We start from the raw sequence: 16,180 nt of genomic DNA on the forward strand, positions 1-16,180 counted from the left end.
CATCACTCTTTCAGCCCGAAATGATCCTTTGTCCCGTTCGTGGGCTTACTCACAGGACTGCGACCGAGGTCACAGGGCCTTTCCGTGGCCCGTGTCACCCCGTCGGCCCCTCTCAGTCCAGCTGGTCGCCCACCGCCATGACCATCACTCCGACGATCATCAGCCACAGCGCCCGCCGGGTGCGGCCCTTGGCCCCGAGCACCGACGCGCCGGCGCACAGGACGGCCCCCGCGGCGTAGGAGAGGGGTATGAGCGCGGTCCCGGAGCCGGTGGTCCGCATCGCCGACGCGGCGAGCCCGGCGACGGTCAGCAGGACGCCCGTCCCGACCGCGGTCCAGCGCGCCCGGCGCACCTCCGGGTCCCGATCCTCGTCACCCGGTTCCTCGTCACCCGCATCGACCGGGCTCGGGTCTTCGACGCCGGACTCCGCCGGGGCCGGCTCCTCGGCACCCTGCTCCGGCCGAACCGGCTCCTCGACGTCCGGCTCCGCCGGGCTCGGGGCCTCGGCGTCGGACTCCGCCGGGCTCGGCTCCTCGACGTCCGATCCGGCCGGGGCCGGGTCCTCGGCATCGGGCCCGGCCGGGCCCGGGGCCTCGGCGGCCGGCTCCGCCGGTGTCGGGTTCTCGGTGTCGGGCTCCGCCAGGTGCCGGACCTTGCCGTCGCGGGTCTCGCGGTCCTGCGTCGTACGGTCGTGCGTCGTACGGTCGTGCGTCTCGGAGTCGGTGCTTCCACTCATGGCGCGCGAGCGTATCGCGTTGACCTGAGCACGCCGACACAGACCCCAGGGGGTACGCCGGTCGCGACGCACCCCCTGGGATGTGGGAAAACCCGGACCTCAGCCCTCGGAGACGCCCAGCTTCTCCAGGATGAGCTCCTTGACGCGGGCGGCGTCGGCCTGGCCACGGGTGGCCTTCATGACCGCGCCGACGAGCGCGCCGACGGCCTGGACCTTGCCGCCGCGGATCTTGTCGGCGATGCCCGCGTTCCCGGCGATGGCCTCGTCGACGGCGGCGGTCAGCGCGCCCTCGTCCGAGACGACCTTCAGGCCGCGCTTGTCGACGACCTCGTCCGGGGTGCCCTCGCCGGCGAGGACGCCCTCGATGACCTGACGGGCCAGCTTGTCGTTCAGATCACCGGCGGAGACCAGCTCGGACACCCGGGCGACCTGCGCCGGGGTGATCGGCAGGTCCTCCAGGGCCTTGCCCGACTCGTTGGCGCTGCGGGCCAGCTCGCCCATCCACCACTTGCGGGCGGAGGCGGAGTCGGCACCGGCCTCGATCGTCGCGACGATCGAGTCGATCGCGCCGGCGTTGAGCATCGACTGCATGTCGTGGGCGTTGACGTCCCACTCCTCGCGCAGCCGGTTGCGGCGGGCCAGCGGCTGCTCGGGCAGCCCGGCGCGCAGCTCCTCGACCCACTCACGGGACGGGGCGACGGGAACGAGGTCGGGCTCCGGGAAGTACCGGTAGTCCTCGGCCTCCTCCTTCACGCGGCCCGAGGTGGTGGACCCCGTGTCCTCGTGGAAGTGGCGGGTCTCCTGGATGATCGTGCCGCCGGAGTTCAGCACCGCGGCGTGGCGCTGGATCTCGAAGCGGGCGGCGCGCTCGACGGAACGCAGGGAGTTCACGTTCTTCGTCTCGGAGCGCGTACCGAACTTCTCCCGCCCGTGCGGGCGCAGCGAGAGGTTCACGTCGCAGCGCATCTGGCCCTGCTCCATACGGGCCTCGGAGACACCGAGTGCCTTGATGAGCTCGCGCAGCTCGGCGACGTACGCCTTGGCGACCTCGGGGGCCCGCTCGCCCGCGCCCTCGATCGGCTTGGTGACGATCTCAATGAGCGGGATGCCCGCGCGGTTGTAGTCGAGCAGCGAGTGCGAGGCGCCGTGGATGCGGCCGGTGGCACCGCCGACGTGCAGCGACTTGCCGGTGTCCTCCTCCATGTGGGCGCGCTCGATCTCCACGCGGAAGACCTCGCCGTCCTCCAGCTGGACGTCCAGATAGCCGTTGAAGGCGATCGGCTCGTCGTACTGCGAGGTCTGGAAGTTCTTCGGCATGTCCGGATAGAAGTAGTTCTTCCGGGCGAAGCGGCACCACTCGGCGATCTCGCAGTGCAGCGCGAGACCGATCTTGATGGCGGACTCGACACCGGTCGCGTTGACGACCGGGAGAGCGCCGGGCATGCCGAGGCAGGTCGGGCAGGTCTGCGAGTTGGGCTCGGCGCCCAGCTCGGTCGAACAGCCGCAGAACATCTTCGTCTTGGTGCCGAGTTCGACATGGACCTCGAGGCCCATGACGGGGTCGTACGACGCGAGCGCGTCCTCGTACGACACCAGGTCGGTCGTGGTGGTCACGGTGAAAACTTCCCTCTCAGCCCAGCAGGACGTCGTCGTCGCCCAGGCGCTTGAGCTCCCGGTAGAGGATGGCGAGGCCTGTGACGATGGCAGCGGCGGACACGGCCGCGTCGATGAGGCGCAGCGTGTCGTGTTCTTGGCGGGCCTTCTTGACCTGCTTCGCGACACCGAAGGCACCGAACGCCGTGCCGGCGATGGACAGATACGTGCCCGACTTCGACTTCTTGAAGCCCTTGGCCTTGGACATTGCCTTGCTCACAGCGACGGAGCCTCCTCAAGCAGCGGGTGCCCCCACTTTTCCACGAAGGCGGCCTCGACCGCGGCACCCACCTTGTACAGGCGGTCGTCCTTGAGCGCCGGGGCGATGATCTGCAGGCCGACCGGGAGGTTGTCCTCCGGGGCGAGACCGCAGGGCAGCGACATGGCGGAGTTGCCGGCCAGGTTGGTCGGGATGGTGCACAGGTCCGCGAGGTACATCGCCATCGGGTCGTCGGCGCGCTCGCCGATCGGGAAGGCGGTGGTGGGCGTGGTCGGCGAGACGATCACGTCGACCTGCTCGAACGCCTTCTCGAAGTCGCGCGTGATGAGCGTACGGACCTTCTGGGCGCTGCCGTAGTACGCGTCGTAGTAGCCGGAGCTGAGCGCGTACGTGCCGAGCATGACGCGGCGCTTGACCTCGGGGCCGAAGCCGGCCTCACGGGTGAGGGCGGTGACGTCCTCGGCGGAGCGGGTGCCGTCGTCGCCCGTGCGCAGGCCGTAGCGCAGGCCGTCGAAGCGGGCGAGGTTGCTCGAACACTCCGACGGGGCGATCAGGTAGTACGCGGAGAGCGCCAGGTCGAAGGACGGGCAGTCCAGCTCGACGATCTCGGCACCGAGCTCCTTGAGCATCGCGACGGCCTCGTCGAAGCGCTGCACGACACCGGCCTGGTAGCCCTCGCCGCGGAACTGCTTGACGACACCGACGCGCATGCCGCTCACGCTGCCGTTGCGGGCGGCTTCGACGACCGGCGGGACCGGGGCGTCGATGGAGGTCGAGTCGAGCGGGTCGTGCCCGGCGATGACCTCGTGGAGCAGGGCCGCGTCCAGGACCGTACGGGCGCAGGGGCCGCCCTGGTCGAGGGAGCTGGAGAACGCCACCATGCCGTAGCGGGAGACCGCGCCGTACGTCGGCTTGACGCCGACCGTGCCGGTGACGGCGGCCGGCTGGCGGATGGAACCGCCGGTGTCGGTGCCGATGGCGAGCGGCGCCTGGTAGGAGGCGAGGGCCGCGGAGGAGCCGCCGCCCGAGCCGCCGGGGATCCGGGTGAGGTCCCAGGGGTTTCCGGTCGGCCCGTACGCGCTGTTCTCGGTGGAGGACCCCATGGCGAACTCGTCCATGTTGGTCTTGCCGAGGATGACGACGTCGGCGGCCTTGAGCCGCTTGGTGAGCGTCGCGTCGTACGGCGGGATCCAGCCTTCGAGGATCTTCGAGCCGACGGTGGTCGGGATGCCCTCGGTGGTGAAGATGTCCTTCAGCGCGAGCGGAACACCGGCGAGCGGGCCGAGCTTCTCGCCGGCCTCCCGCTTGGCGTCCACGGCACGCGCCTGGGCGAGGGCGCCCTCGCGGTCGACGTGCAGGAAGGCGTGCACCTTCTCGTCGACGGCCTCGATGCGGGCGAGGTGGGCCTCGGTGACCTCGACGGCGGTCAGTTCACCCGCCGCGATCTTCCCGGCGATCTCGGCGGCGGTGAGCTTGATGATGTTGACGTTGGTGTCCGTCATGGTGATTAGTCCTCCCCCAGGATCTGCGGCACCTTGAAACGCTGCTGCTCCTGGGCCGGGGCGCCGGAGAGCGCCTGCTCGGGGGTGAGCGACGGACGGACCTCGTCCACGCGCATGACGTTCGTCAGCGGCAGCGGATGAGAGGTCGGCGGTACGTCTTGGTCGGCGACCTCGCTGACGCGGGCGACCGCGCCGATGATGTCGTCCAGCTGGCCTGCGAAGTGGTCGAGCTCTTCGCCCTTCAGCTCCAGACGCGCCAGCCGTGCGAGGTGGGCGACCTCCTCGCGCGTGATGCCAGGCATGCAGCGATCCTCTGGGGTGAGTGCGGTGTGTTTTCGCCCAATCCTATGGGGCTCGGGCCGATGCCCGCGCCCGGGTTTGCCGGGGCACGCCGACTCCCCGGCCTCCGGCCGGACGTCTCCCGCCCACGCACCACCCGTTCACCGTCCGCCGACAAGCCGAGCTCTCCCGTTCGGCCGTCCCGCCGTCGGCGGCCATCACGCCGCCTGCGGCGGGAAGGGACCACGAGGGGGCCGAGGTTGTCGGGAGAGGGGCACGGGTGGTGCGTGGGCGGGAGACGAACCGGCCGAAGGCCGGAACTACTCCGCCGCCGGCAGGGCAGCCCGCGGCCGCTGCCACCCCCGGGCCCCCCGGGCCAGCAGCCAGGCCGTGGCCTCCTCCGGCGGCATCGCCGCGGCGACCAGCCACCCCTGGACGGCGTCGCAGCCCAGGTCCCGCAGCCGCTCCCACGTCTCGTCGTCCTCGACGCCCTCCGCCACGACGAGCAGACCCAGTGAATGCGCGAGGTCGAGGGTGCAGCGCACGATCTCGGCGTCCTCGGCGTCCACGGCGAGCCGTGCCACGAAGGAGCGGTCGATCTTCAGCTCGCTGACCGGGAGCCGGCGCAGATGGACCAGGGAGGAGTAACCGGTGCCGAAGTCGTCCAGCGACATCTTCACGCCGTGCCCGGTGAGCGCCGCGAGGGTGTCCGCGGCACGCTGCGGGTCCTCCAGGAGCACGTGCTCCGTTATCTCCAGTTGGAGCGCTCCCGCGGGGACTCCGTGCCGCGCGAGACGGGCGGCGACGGCGCCGGCGAACCCCGGCGTGTGGACGTCGCGCGGCGACACGTTGACCGCGACCGGCACGTACAGCCCCTGGGCCCGCCAGCGCGCGACCTGTCCGAGGGCCGTCTCCAGGACGTACTCGGTGAGGTGGGGCATCAGCCCGGAGGACTCGGCGATGGCGATGAACTCGTCCGGCGGCACCTTGCCGCGCTCGGGGTGCACCCAGCGCACCAGGGCCTCGAGGCCGGCCACCTGCCCGTCGAAGCGGACCTTGGGCTGGTAGTGCAGTTCGACGTCACCGGTGTCCAGGGCCCGGCGCAGATCGCCGAGCAGGCCCAGCCGGTCGGGGGTGTTGGAGTCCCGCTTGGACTCGTACACCTCCACGCCCGTGCGGTCCCGCTTCGCCTGGTACATCGCGATGTCGGCCAGGCGCAGCAGCCCCTCGGCGTCGAGCGCGTGGTCGGGGAAAACAGCAAGCCCGGCGCTGGCCTCCAGGACGAGGGTGAGTCCGTCCAGGTCGAGCGGCGAGCCGAGGGTGGCGACCAGGTTGCGGGCGACCCGGGTGGCCGACGTGGTGGAGTCCACGACCGGCAGTAACACGGCGAACTCGTCACCGCCGAGCCGCGCGGCCTCCGCCCCGCGCGGCAGTGCCAGCCGCAGCCGCTCGGCTATCTGGAGGAGCAGCCGGTCACCGGCGAGGTGTCCCAGCGTGTCGTTCACCGAACGGAAGCGGTCCAGGTCGATGAGCATCAGGGCGGAGCGGGCGCCGATGCGCTCGGCGTCGTCCAGCGCCGTCCAGGTGCGCTCCAGCAGCCACTGCCGGTTCGGCAGCCCGGTCAGCGGGTCGCGCAGCTGCTCCTCGGCCCGCGCGCGGGCTATCCACAGGGTGGAGTCGAGGGCGATCAGCGGGATCGAGAACAGCGGCAGCAGCGCCGGCTGGGCCACCGCGACGACGCAGATCAGCGGCGCGATGCCGAGCAGCGCCACGGCGACGAGCCCTTGTCTGACCAGGGCCGTGCGGGCGACGGTGGGCAGACCGCCGCCCGGCGTGTTCAGGTACCAGAGCAGGGTCCGGGTGACGACGAGATAGGCGCCGGCGACCAGGATCACCTGGGGAACGGCGTAGAACGTCCAGGTGTCGGGGGCCCAGGGCGTCTCGACGCTCGGGAACCGTCCGAACGACGCGAGGACCAGGGCTCCGGCGCCGATGCCGAGGATGTCGGCGGCACCGTGCAGGACGCCCTGGCGCCAGCGGTTGCGGCGGGCCGTGCCCACCAGGACGACGACGGTGAGGCTGACCATGCCGGCCGGGACCCAGCCGTACAGCAGCAGGACCGCGAGGGTGAGGGCGGCGCCGGAACCGGTGCCGCCCCACCAGCGGGCGCGGCCGAGCGCGACCAGGTGGCCGACGATGATGCCGGTGAGCAACGCCAGTGCCCAGCCGACGGCGCGGCACGGGAAGAGCGCGTGATGGCCGCTGAACGCGCGGTAGAAGCCCGCGCCCAGGACGAACGCGGCGGTGCCCACGACCGCCGACGGCAGTGCGGGCCAGGACAGATGTCGTTCGGGATCCTGGCCCGGCAGGCCGGTGCCGCGCTCGGCGGTGAGAGCGCCGGGGACGGCGAGCGGCGCGGCACCGGGTCCGCCCCGGGCGGACCGCTCCGAAGCCCGTCCCACCCGCAGGCCCGTCAGCCACGCGCCGGTCGTCCGGCGCAGGCGCAGCCGTGAGTCGGGAGCGGCGCTCTCGGTCGGTTCCATTCCCGTCCCTCTCACTGCCGGCGGTGCCCACGCCACACGATCCGTTGCCGGCGACGACTGCCAACGGTGCCGCGTCGGAAAACCCTTTCCCCGGCTCGTGCGGAGCTGGGGAATGCGCCGACCGCAGCCGGGCACGGTGGGCGCACACGTCAACAGTAGGCCGCGGAAGGCTTCCACGGGCAGCGGTCGTCGACGGTTGCCCGAATGCGACCTGGTCACCCACATACATCCGATATGCGCCGAACGGGTGGTCTTCAGCCGCTATTCCTCGATGGAAAGCGCGACTTCCGCCGCCGCGTCCGGCCCCTGCGCCAACAGCACGGCGAAGCCCTCCTCGTTCAGGACCGGAACCTTCAACTGCATCGCCTTGTCATACTTCGAGCCGGGATTGTCGCCCACCACAACGAAAGATGTCTTCTTCGAAACAGAACCGGTCACCTTTGCTCCACGGCTCTGCAGTTCCTCCTTCGCCCCGTCCCGTGTGTGGTGCTCGAGCGTGCCCGTGACCACGACGGTGAGGCCTTCGAGCGGACGGGGCCCCTCCTCCTCGCCCGCGCCCTCGTCCTCCATCCGGACGCCGGCCGCCTTCCACTTGCGGATGATCTCGCGGTGCCAGTCCTCGGCGAACCACTCCTTGACCGAGGTCGCGATGATCCCCCCGACCCCGTCGACCGCGGCGAGTTCCGCCTCGGTGGCCTGTTCGATGCGGTCGATGGAACGGAACGCGCGGGCCAGCGCCTCGGCGGCCACCGGGCCCACGTGCCGGATGGAGAGTCCGTTGAGGAACCGGGCGAGCGGACGGGTCCTCGCCTCGGCGATCTTCTCCAGCAGGGCAAGCGTGTTCTTCTTCGGCTCGCCCTTCTGGTTGGCGAAGACCGTGACGACCTTCTCCTCACCGGTCTTCGGGTCCCGCTTGGGCAGGCCGCTGTCCTGGTCGAGGACGTACGCCTTGATCGGGAGCAACTGCTCGACGGTGAGGTCGAAGAGGTCGCCCTCGTCGACGAGCGGCGGGGCCACGGGTGCCAGCGGCCGGGTCAGCGCCGCCGCGGCCACGTCCCCGAAGTGGTCGATGTCGAGGCACTCCCGGCCCGCGAGGTAGGAGACACGCTCCCTCAACTGCGCCGGACAGGAACGGCCGTTGGGGCAGCGCAGGTCGATGTCGCCTTCCTTCATGGCGCGCAGCGGCGTCCCGCACTCGGGGCACTCGGCCGGCATCACGAACTCCCGCTCGCTGCCGTCGCGCAGGTCGACGACCGGTCCGAGGATCTCGGGGATGACGTCACCGGCCTTGCGCAGCACCACCGTGTCCCCGATGAGGACGCCCTTGGCCTTCACCACCTCCTGGTTGTGCAGGGTGGCGAACTCGACCTCGGAGCCCGCGACCGTGACCGGCTCGACCTGCGCGTACGGCGTGACCCGGCCCGTGCGGCCCACACCGACACGGATGTTGACGAGCTTGGTGTTGACCTCCTCGGGCGCGTACTTCCAGGCGATCGCCCAGCGGGGTGCGCGCGCGGTGGAGCCGAGCCGCCCCTGGAGGGGGATCTCGTCGAGCTTGACGACCACGCCGTCGATCTCGTGCTCCACGGAGTGGCGGTTCTCTCCGTAGTACGCGATGAACTCCCTTACGCCGTCGAGGTCGTCGACCACCCTGGCGTACCGCGTGGTCGGCAGTCCCCAGGAGTGCAGCAGCCCGTAGGCCTCGGAGAGCCGGCCGAGGCCCTCGAACCCCTCCAGGGCGCCGATGCCGTGGACGACCATGTGGAGCGGCCGGGTCGCGGTGACGCGGGGGTCCTTCTGCCGCAGCGAACCGGCCGCCGCGTTGCGGGGGTTGGCGAAGGGCTTGTCGCCCGCGGCCACCAGCCGGCGGTTGAGCTCGTCGAACTTCTCCATCGGGAAGTAGACCTCGCCGCGGATCTCCACGAGGTCGGGCACGTGATCGCCGGTCAGCCGGTCCGGGATCTCCGCGATCGTACGGACGTTGGGCGTGATGTCGTCGCCGGTGCGGCCGTCGCCGCGGGTGGCCGCGCGGGTGAGACGACCGTGCTCGTACGTGAGGTTGACGGCGAGCCCGTCGACCTTCAGCTCGCACAGGAAGTGGTGGTCGGAGGTGCCCACGTCCTTGGCCACGCGCTCGGCCCAGGCGGCCAGTTCCAGGTCGGTGAAGGCGTTGTCCAGCGACAGCATGCGCTGGTGGTGCCGCACGGAGGTGAACTCCGTGGCGTACGAACCCGCGACCTTCTGGGTCGGCGAGTCGGGTGTCCGCAGCTCGGAGTACTCCTCCTCCAGCGCCTCCAGGGAACGCAGCAGCGTGTCGAACTCCGCGTCGCTGACGACCGGGGCGTCGTTCACGTAGTACCGGAAGCGGTGCTCCTCGACCTCCTCGGCGAGCCGCGCGTGCCGCTCTCGTGCCTCGGCGGGTACCGATGTGGGCTCTGCGTGGTCTTCGCCGGCCACCGTTGTGTCCTCCCGTTACTCTGGGTTGTCCGCGAGGGATCTCGCCGCCCGGACGCAGTGGGCCAGCGCCCTGCGCGCGAAGTCGGGGGAGGCCCCCGCGAGTCCGCACGACGGAGTGAGCGTGACCGCCTCCGCGAGAAGACCCGGCCGCAGCCCCAGCCTGCGCCACAGCGTCCTGACACCCATGACGCTACCGGCAGGGTCCGACAACGGGACGTCCGTGCCGGGGACGACACCGGCGAACAGCCGGGTACCGCCTTCGACCGCTTCCCCGATCGCGTCGTCGTCACGCTCGGTGAGGAGGGAGAAGTCGAACGAGATCGCCGCCGCGCCCGCCCGGCGCAGCAGGGCGAAGGGGACGTCCGGGGCGCAGGTGTGGACCACGACGGGACCGCCCCCGTTCGCCCCGACGACGTCCCGGAGGGTGGCCTCGGCGATCTGGCGGTCCACCGCGCGGTTGGTGCGGTAGCCGCTGGCGGTGGGTACCTGGCCGCGGAGCACGGCGACCAGGGAGGGCTCGTCGAGTTGAAGGACGATCCGGGCCCCGGGGATCCGTCGGCGTACCTCGTCGAGGTGGAGGCGCAGGCCCTCGGCGAGCGAGCCGGCGAGGTCGCGGCAGGCGCCGGGGTCGGAGAGGGCGGACTCGCCGTTCCTCAGCTCCAGGGCGGCGGCCAGGGTCCAGGGACCGACGGCCTGCACCTTGAGAGGTCCCTCGTACCCCTGGGTGAACTCCTCCAGGGCGTCGAGGTCCTCCCCCAGCCACGACCTCGCCCGCTTGGTGTCGCGGCCCGGCCGGTCCCCGAAGCGCCAGCCGCTGGGCTCCACGCGCGCGTACAGCTCGACGAGCATCCCCGCGGTCCGGCCGATCATGTCCGCGCCGGGCCCGCGCGCGGGCAGTTCGGCGAGGAAGGGGAAATCCTCGAAGGAGCCGGTCACGGTCTTGGCGGCCTCCCGCGCGTCACCGCCCGGCATGGACCCGACCCCGGTGGCGGAGCCGAACCTGAACTCGCTGTTTTCGCTCACCCCGGAAGCCTACGGAATCCCGCGGGCGGGTCAGCCTCCCGGGCGCACCGTCAGGTCGTTGACCTCGGCGTCACGGGGCAGGTCGAGCGCCATCAGGATCGTCGTCGCCACCGACTCGGGGTCGATCCACCTCGAGGCGTCGTACTGCTTGCCCTCCTGCTGGTGGACCTTGGCCTGCATGGGGCTCGCCGTGCGGCCGGGATAGACGGAGGTCACCCGGACCCCAGCCGCGTGCTCCTCGTGGCGCAGGGAGTCGGCGAGGGCCTTCAGGCCGTGCTTGGAGGCGGCGTAGGCGGACCAGTCGGCGTGGGCGTTCAGGCCGGCGCCGGAGTTCACGAAGACCACGTGTCCCTGGGAGACGCGCAGCTGGGGCAGGAAGTGGCGGGTCAGCTCGGCGGGGGCGACGAGGTTGACGTTGAGCTGATGGCGCCAGGACTTCGGGGTCAGCTCGCCGACCGGGCCGAGGTCGACCACGCCCGCGATGTGCAGCAGGGAGTCGACGCGGCCGGGGAGCGACTGGTGCGAGAACGCCCAGGAGAGCTTGTCGGGGTCCGCCAGGTCGCCGACCAGGGTCTTCGCCCCGGGGAACGCGGCGGCCAGTTCCTTCGCGCGGCCGGCGTCGCGCGCGTGGAGCACGAGTTCGTCCCCGCGCGCGTGCAGGCGGCGGGCGACGGCCGCGCCGATGCCGGAACCGGCCCCGGTGATCACATGTGTAGGCATGGACGCCATGCTCGCATCACCGGGGACCGGTCTCGAACCGCGGACGCCCCGGTGGGACGGGCCCGGCCCGGGACGTGGTGCCGGCGCCTCAGCGGGTGCCGGTGCTCTCCTCCAGGTAGGCCAGCGCGCCCACCGGCTCCTCGGCGAAGAACACCAGCTCGGTGAGGGGGCGCGGCAGGAAGCCCTCGGCGTCCATCCGCCGGAACTGCTCCTTGAGGCCGTCGTAGAAGCCGGCCGTGTTGAGCAGGACCACCGGCTTCTCGGTCTTCCCGTGCTTCTTCAGCTCCAGGATCTCGGTCGCCTCGTCGAGGGTGCCGGTGCCGCCGACCATGACGACCACCGCGTCGGCCTTCGCCAGGAGCAGGGCCTTGCGCTCGGCCAGGTCGCGGGCGACGACCATCTCGTCGGCGCCCGGACGGGCCCTGTCGGCCAGGAAGTCCACGGAGACGCCCACCAGCCGCCCTCCCGCCTCCTGCACCCCGTCGGCGACGACCTTCATCAGTCCGACGTCGGAGCCGCCCCACACGAGCGTGTGGCCGCCCTTGCCGAGGAGTTCGGCGAACTCCCGCGCGGGGCGTGTGTAGCGGTCGTCGAGGTCGGCGGCGGAGAGGAAGACGCAGATGTTCATGACTTCACCGTACGCGGGAACGAATCGGGGCCCGCGAGCGCTTTCCGTACATGGCTGAAGGACACACGATCACCATCGAGCAGGGCACGCGCCACGTCCGCGTCGTGCACGGCGGCCAGGTCCTGGCGGAGAGCGACCGCCCCCTGGTGCTGCGCGAGACGGGCTGTCCGGTGCGCTACTACCTCCCGCCCGAGGACGTCCGGCTGGACCTGCTGACGCCCTCCGACACCCACACGTACTGCCCGTTCAAGGGCACCGCGTCCTACTGGTCGCGCCCCGGCGCGGCCGATCTGGTGTGGGCCTACCCCGATCCCAAGCCCGACGTCGCCGGGATCAAGGACCATCTGTGCTTCTACGAGGTCGACGTGTCCTGAGATCCGGGCGGACGCGGGCGTGGTGGAGCGATGAGTCCCCGCCGAACCGGCAGTCTCTACAGGCATGGACAAGAAGACGATCTCGCGCGACGGGACCCCCATCGCGTACGAACGCCACGGTGACGGCCCGACGGTCGTCCTGGTCGGCGGCGCCATGTGCACGGGCGCCACGCTGGCACCTCTCGCCGAGGCCCTCTCGGACCGCTTCGGCGCCGTCACCTACGACCGGCGGGGCCGCGGTGACAGCGGTGACACGGCACCCTTCGCAGTGGCCCGGGAGGTCGAGGACATCGCGGCGCTGATCGAGACCTTCGGGGGCAGCGCGGCGCTCTACGGCATCTCGTCGGGCGGCGCGCTGGCCCTGGAGGCGGTCATGAGCGGACTGCCCGTCCGCGAGGTCGCCGTCTACGAGACGCCGTTCGCCGTCGACGAGGTGGCGGGCAAGCAGCGGGCGGAGTACACCGAGCGGCTGACCGAGCTGCTCGGCCAGGGCCGGCACGGCGACGCCGTCGAACTGTTCCTGGCCCTCGTGGGCACGCCCCCGGAGATGATCGCCGGGGTGCGCATGTCCCACGCCTGGCCCGGCATGGAGGCCATCGCGCCGACCCTGGCGTACGACGACGCCGCGCTGGGGACGGGCGAGAGCCGGGTGCCCCGTGAACGGCTGGCCGCGCTCTCCGTTCCCCTGCTGTCGGTCGCCGGTGACGCGAGCCCCGCGTGGATGCGCGAGGCGGCGCGGAGCATCGCGGAGGCGGCGCCGAACGGCTCGTACCGCACGCTGGAGGGACAGACCCACATGGTGGATCCCGGGGCGCTGGCACCGGTGCTCGCGGAGTTCTTCGGCACGGACGCCTAGGCCGACCGGCCCGGCGTGGTTCAGACGTCCGCCGTCGCGCGCGTGGTCGTCGCGATCGTCGCCGAGCCCACCACGCGGGTGCCGTCGTACAGCACGATCGCCTGGCCGGGGGCGACGCCGCGGACCGGCTCGGTGAAGGCGACCCGCAGCTCGCCGTCGGCCAGGTGGGCGTTCACCTCGGTCTCGCCCCCGTGGGCACGCAGCTGGGCGGTGTAGGTGCCGGGGCCCGTCGGGGCCGCGCCGCACCAGCGGGGCTTGATCGCGGTCAGCGCGGACACGTCCAGGGAGGCGGCCGGGCCGACCGTGACCGTGTTGTTCACCGGCGAGATGTCGAGGACGTAGCGGGGCTTGCCGTCGGCGGCCGGGGTGCCGATGCGCAGTCCCTTGCGCTGGCCGATCGTGAAGCCGTACGCGCCCTCGTGGGTGCCGATCCTGGCGCCGGCCTCGTCGACGATGTCGCCCTCGGCCTTGCCGAGCCGGCTCGCGAGGAAGCCCTGGGTGTCGCCGTCGGCGATGAAGCAGATGTCGTGCGAGTCCGGCTTCTTGGCGACGGCCAGGCCCCGGCGCTCGGCCTCGGCGCGGATCTCGTCCTTGGTGGTGACCGTGTCGCCGAGCGGGAACAGCGCGTGGGCGAGCTGGCGGTCGTCCAGGACCCCGAGGACGTACGACTGGTCCTTGGCCATGTCGGAGGCGCGGTGCAGCTCGCGGGTGCCGTCCTCGCGGACGATCACCTGCGCGTAGTGGCCGGTGCAGACCGCGTCGAAGCCGAGCGCGAGCGCCTTGTCCAGCAGGGCGGCGAACTTGATCTTCTCGTTGCAGCGCAGGCACGGGTTCGGGGTGCGGCCGGCCTCGTACTCGGCGATGAAGTCCTCGACGACGTCCTCGCGGAAGCGCTCGGCGAGGTCCCAGACGTAGAACGGGATGCCGATGACGTCGGCGGCCCGGCGGGCGTCGCGCGAGTCCTCGATGGTGCAGCAGCCGCGCGCGCCGGTCCGGAACGACTGCGGGTTCGCCGAGAGGGCGAGGTGGACGCCCGTCACGTCGTGCCCGGCCTCGGCGGCACGGGCGGCGGCTACGGCGGAGTCCACTCCGCCCGACATGGCGGCGAGGACGCGGAGGGGGCGCTGCGAGGTGTCAGTCATAACCCCTCCAGGGTACGGGGCCGCGGGAACCGGAGCCCGCGAGTATCCGTTGAAGATCGCATGGGGGCGAAAAAGGGGAAGCCGGGCAGGGCACCGAGCCGTGCGGCCGGGGCGGGCGGCAAGGACGCGGACCGGCCGGTCGGGCGGCGGGCGCTGATCGTCGGCGGCCTGGCGGCCGCCGCGAGCGTGGCCGGGCTCGCCCGCGAGGAGCTGTCGCACCTGTGGTGGCGGCTGCCGGGTGTGGAGAAGGCACGCGTCGCGGGGGCGGTGGACTTCCGGGGCGCGCGGTGGGTGGCCGCCTCGGCGGCGAACTGGCGGCGGGCCGACCGTCCCGACGACTACGCGATAGACCGCGTGGTCGTCCATGTCACCCAGGGCAGCTTCGCGAGCGCGGTGAAGGTCTTCCAGGACCCCCGGCACGGAGCGGCCGCCCACTACGTGGTCCGCAGGGACGGCCGGATCACGCAGATGATCCGCGAACTGGACGTGGCGTTCCACGCGGGCAACCGCTCGTACAACGAACGCAGCGTCGGCATCGAGCACGAGGGCTTCGTCGACCGCCCCTCGTCGTTCACCGACGCGATGTACGAGGCGTCCGCGCGGCTGACGGCCGGGATCTGCGGGCGGTACGGCATACCCGTGGACCGCGAGCACATCATCGGGCACGTCGAGGTCCCGGGCACGGACCACACGGATCCCGGCCGGTACTGGGACTGGGACCGGTACATACGGCTCGTACGGCGGGCCCGGTCGGCGGCGGCCTGACGAGGGCCCCAGGTCCCCGGTCCGGTCCCGCCGCGCCGCGCCGCGCCGGGGTCAGGTAAGGCCCGCCCTGCGCGCCCGCTCCACCGCCGGGCCGATCGCGCGTGCCACCGCGGCGACGTCCGCCGGTGTGGAGGTGTGGCCGAGGGAGAAGCGCAGGGTGCCCCGGGCGAGGTCCGGGTCGGTGCCGGTGGCGAGGAGGACGTGGCTGGGCTGGGCCACCCCCGCCGTGCAGGCCGAGCCGGTGGAGCACTCGATGCCCTGCGCGTCGAGCAGCAGGAGCAGCGAGTCGCCCTCGCAGCCCGGGAACGTGAAGTGCGCGTTGGCGGGCAGCCGGCCGCCGGGGGCCGGGTCGCCGCCGAGGATCGCGTCGGGCACGGCCTTGACGACGGCGTCGGCCAGGTCGTCGCGCAGGGCGCCGATCTCGGTGGCGAACCACTCCCGCCGTTCGGCGGCCAGCCGCCCGGCGACCGCGAAGGACACGATGGCGGGCACGTCGAGGGTGCCGGAGCGGACGTGGCGCTCCTGGCCGCCTCCGTGCAGCACGGGCACGGGGCTGTACTCGCGGCCCAGGAGCAGCGCGCCGATCCCGTAGGGACCGCCGACCTTGTGGCCGGACACCGTCATCGCGGCGAGGCCCGAGGCCGCGAAGTCGACGGGGACCTGACCGAAGGCCTGGACCGCGTCGGCGTGCAGCGGGATGTCGAACTCGGCCGCGACGTCGGCCAGTTCGCGGACCGGCATGATGGTGCCGATCTCGTTGTTGGCCCACATGACCGTGGCGAGGGCGACGTCCGCGGGGTTGCGGGCGACGGCCTCGCGCAGGGCGTCGGGGTGGACGCGGCCGTACGCGTCGACGGGCAGGTACTCGACGGTGGCGCCCTCGTGCTCGCCGAGCCAGTGGACCGCGTCGAGGACGGCGTGGTGCTCGACGGGGCTCGCCAGAACGCGGGTGCGGGCCGGATCGGCGTCTCTGCGGGACCAGTACAGGCCCTTCACCGCGAGGTTGTCGGCCTCGGTGCCGCCGGAGGTGAGGACCACCTCGCTGGGACGGGCGCCGAGGGCGTCCGCGAGGGTTTCGCGGGCCTCCTCGACGGCCCGCCGCGCGGTGCGGCCGGCGGCGTGGAGGGAGGAGGCGTTGCCCGTGACGCTCAGCCGGGCGGTCAGGGCCTCTACTGCCTCGGGAAGCATGGGCGTGGTCGCGGCGTGGTCGAGGTAAGCCATGGTGGGCTCGATTCTACGGGCCCGTTGCCCCGTGCCAGGGCCCCCGCGGCATGCCGCCCGC

15 protein-coding genes are annotated in these 16,180 nt (G+C 72.2%); 3 read left to right on the forward strand and 12 right to left on the reverse strand.

Annotated elements, in window-relative coordinates; translation table 11 throughout:
• Positions 1-112: 112 nt before the first annotated feature.
• The 10 genes from ACH4S8_RS25765 to ACH4S8_RS25810 all read right to left on the reverse strand — a co-directional run bounded on the left by ACH4S8_RS25765 (position 113) and on the right by ACH4S8_RS25810 (position 11,761).
• Positions 113-736 (reverse strand): hypothetical protein, encoded by a 624-nt coding sequence (locus ACH4S8_RS25765; protein ID WP_398397873.1) that lies wholly within the window; start codon positions 734-736, stop codon positions 113-115.
• A gap of 99 nt (positions 737-835) precedes the next feature.
• On the reverse strand, positions 836-2,350 hold the full coding sequence (gene gatB, locus ACH4S8_RS25770) for an Asp-tRNA(Asn)/Glu-tRNA(Gln) amidotransferase subunit GatB (RefSeq protein ID WP_398397875.1): 1,515 nt from the start codon (positions 2,348-2,350) through the stop codon (positions 836-838).
• Between the two features lie 16 nt (positions 2,351-2,366).
• Entirely contained in the window at positions 2,367-2,597 is a 231-nt protein-coding gene (locus ACH4S8_RS25775; RefSeq protein ID WP_389086236.1) for a hypothetical protein, read from the reverse strand.
• Between the two features lie 8 nt (positions 2,598-2,605).
• On the reverse strand, positions 2,606-4,111 hold the full coding sequence (gatA, locus tag ACH4S8_RS25780; RefSeq protein WP_398397877.1) for an Asp-tRNA(Asn)/Glu-tRNA(Gln) amidotransferase subunit GatA: 1,506 nt from the start codon (positions 4,109-4,111) through the stop codon (positions 2,606-2,608).
• A 5-nt stretch (positions 4,112-4,116) separates the two neighbouring features.
• The gene (gene gatC, locus ACH4S8_RS25785; protein WP_037622623.1) at positions 4,117-4,413 is read right to left on the reverse strand and encodes an Asp-tRNA(Asn)/Glu-tRNA(Gln) amidotransferase subunit GatC; all 297 of its coding nucleotides are present in this window, start codon (positions 4,411-4,413) and stop codon (positions 4,117-4,119) included.
• A gap of 297 nt (positions 4,414-4,710) precedes the next feature.
• Positions 4,711-6,933: a putative bifunctional diguanylate cyclase/phosphodiesterase gene (locus tag ACH4S8_RS25790; protein ID WP_398397880.1), complete on the reverse strand. Its 2,223-nt coding sequence runs from the start codon at positions 6,931-6,933 to the stop codon at positions 4,711-4,713.
• A gap of 261 nt (positions 6,934-7,194) precedes the next feature.
• A complete protein-coding gene (gene ligA, locus ACH4S8_RS25795; RefSeq protein ID WP_398397882.1) occupies positions 7,195-9,390 on the reverse strand; it encodes an NAD-dependent DNA ligase LigA in 2,196 nt (731 codons plus the stop codon).
• 15 nt (positions 9,391-9,405) lie between these two features.
• Positions 9,406-10,413, reverse strand: coding sequence for a methionine synthase (locus tag ACH4S8_RS25800; protein WP_398397884.1), 1,008 nt, complete (start codon positions 10,411-10,413; stop codon positions 9,406-9,408).
• Positions 10,414-10,443: 30 nt separating this feature from the next.
• Positions 10,444-11,142, reverse strand: a complete 699-nt coding sequence (locus ACH4S8_RS25805) for an SDR family oxidoreductase (RefSeq protein ID WP_398397886.1) — start codon at positions 11,140-11,142, stop codon at positions 10,444-10,446.
• Between the two features lie 79 nt (positions 11,143-11,221).
• The gene (locus ACH4S8_RS25810; RefSeq protein WP_398397888.1) at positions 11,222-11,761 is read right to left on the reverse strand and encodes a TIGR00730 family Rossman fold protein; all 540 of its coding nucleotides are present in this window, start codon (positions 11,759-11,761) and stop codon (positions 11,222-11,224) included.
• Between the two features lie 50 nt (positions 11,762-11,811).
• On the opposite strand from ACH4S8_RS25810, the gene ACH4S8_RS25815 reads away from it, so the two are divergent.
• Both ACH4S8_RS25815 and ACH4S8_RS25820 read left to right on the forward strand, forming a co-directional pair.
• Positions 11,812-12,135, forward strand: coding sequence for a DUF427 domain-containing protein (locus ACH4S8_RS25815; protein WP_398397890.1), 324 nt, complete (start codon positions 11,812-11,814; stop codon positions 12,133-12,135).
• 64 nt (positions 12,136-12,199) lie between these two features.
• Positions 12,200-12,991: an alpha/beta fold hydrolase gene (locus ACH4S8_RS25820; RefSeq protein ID WP_398397892.1), complete on the forward strand. Its 792-nt coding sequence runs from the start codon at positions 12,200-12,202 to the stop codon at positions 12,989-12,991.
• Between the two features lie 20 nt (positions 12,992-13,011).
• Here the strand turns inward: ACH4S8_RS25820 and mnmA are convergent, their stop codons facing one another.
• Complete coding sequence (gene mnmA, locus ACH4S8_RS25825) at positions 13,012-14,133, reverse strand: tRNA 2-thiouridine(34) synthase MnmA (protein ID WP_398397894.1); 1,122 nt, start codon at positions 14,131-14,133, stop codon at positions 13,012-13,014.
• A 60-nt stretch (positions 14,134-14,193) separates the two neighbouring features.
• Between mnmA and ACH4S8_RS25830 the strand changes: the two genes are divergently transcribed.
• The gene (locus ACH4S8_RS25830; RefSeq protein WP_398397896.1) at positions 14,194-14,898 is read left to right on the forward strand and encodes an N-acetylmuramoyl-L-alanine amidase; all 705 of its coding nucleotides are present in this window, start codon (positions 14,194-14,196) and stop codon (positions 14,896-14,898) included.
• A 51-nt stretch (positions 14,899-14,949) separates the two neighbouring features.
• Here ACH4S8_RS25830 and ACH4S8_RS25835 read toward each other — a convergent pair whose 3' ends face one another.
• The gene (locus ACH4S8_RS25835; protein ID WP_398397898.1) at positions 14,950-16,119 is read right to left on the reverse strand and encodes a cysteine desulfurase family protein; all 1,170 of its coding nucleotides are present in this window, start codon (positions 16,117-16,119) and stop codon (positions 14,950-14,952) included.
• Positions 16,120-16,180 lie beyond the last annotated feature (61 nt).

The organism is Streptomyces sp. NPDC021080 (genome assembly GCF_044333225.1).
GTDB lineage: Bacteria > Actinomycetota > Actinomycetes > Streptomycetales > Streptomycetaceae > Streptomyces.

Excerpts from the sequence above, each read along its gene's own strand:
- ACH4S8_RS25765 (WP_398397873.1), bottom strand. The coding sequence starts at position 736 with ATGAGTGGAAGCACCGACTCCGAGACGCACGACCGTACGACGCACGAC.
- ACH4S8_RS25775 (WP_389086236.1), bottom strand. The coding sequence starts at position 2,597 with ATGTCCAAGGCCAAGGGCTTCAAGAAGTCGAAGTCGGGCACGTATCTG.
- gatA (WP_398397877.1), bottom strand. The coding sequence starts at position 4,111 with ATGACGGACACCAACGTCAACATCATCAAGCTCACCGCCGCCGAGATC.
- gatC (WP_037622623.1), bottom strand. The coding sequence starts at position 4,413 with ATGCCTGGCATCACGCGCGAGGAGGTCGCCCACCTCGCACGGCTGGCG.
- ACH4S8_RS25790 (WP_398397880.1), bottom strand. The coding sequence starts at position 6,933 with ATGGAACCGACCGAGAGCGCCGCTCCCGACTCACGGCTGCGCCTGCGC.
- ACH4S8_RS25805 (WP_398397886.1), bottom strand. The coding sequence starts at position 11,142 with ATGGCGTCCATGCCTACACATGTGATCACCGGGGCCGGTTCCGGCATC.
- ACH4S8_RS25810 (WP_398397888.1), bottom strand. The coding sequence starts at position 11,761 with ATGAACATCTGCGTCTTCCTCTCCGCCGCCGACCTCGACGACCGCTAC.
- ACH4S8_RS25815 (WP_398397890.1), top strand. The coding sequence starts at position 11,812 with ATGGCTGAAGGACACACGATCACCATCGAGCAGGGCACGCGCCACGTC.
- ACH4S8_RS25820 (WP_398397892.1), top strand. The coding sequence starts at position 12,200 with ATGGACAAGAAGACGATCTCGCGCGACGGGACCCCCATCGCGTACGAA.
- mnmA (WP_398397894.1), bottom strand. The coding sequence starts at position 14,133 with ATGACTGACACCTCGCAGCGCCCCCTCCGCGTCCTCGCCGCCATGTCG.
- ACH4S8_RS25830 (WP_398397896.1), top strand. The coding sequence starts at position 14,194 with ATGGGGGCGAAAAAGGGGAAGCCGGGCAGGGCACCGAGCCGTGCGGCC.
- ACH4S8_RS25835 (WP_398397898.1), bottom strand. The coding sequence starts at position 16,119 with ATGGCTTACCTCGACCACGCCGCGACCACGCCCATGCTTCCCGAGGCA.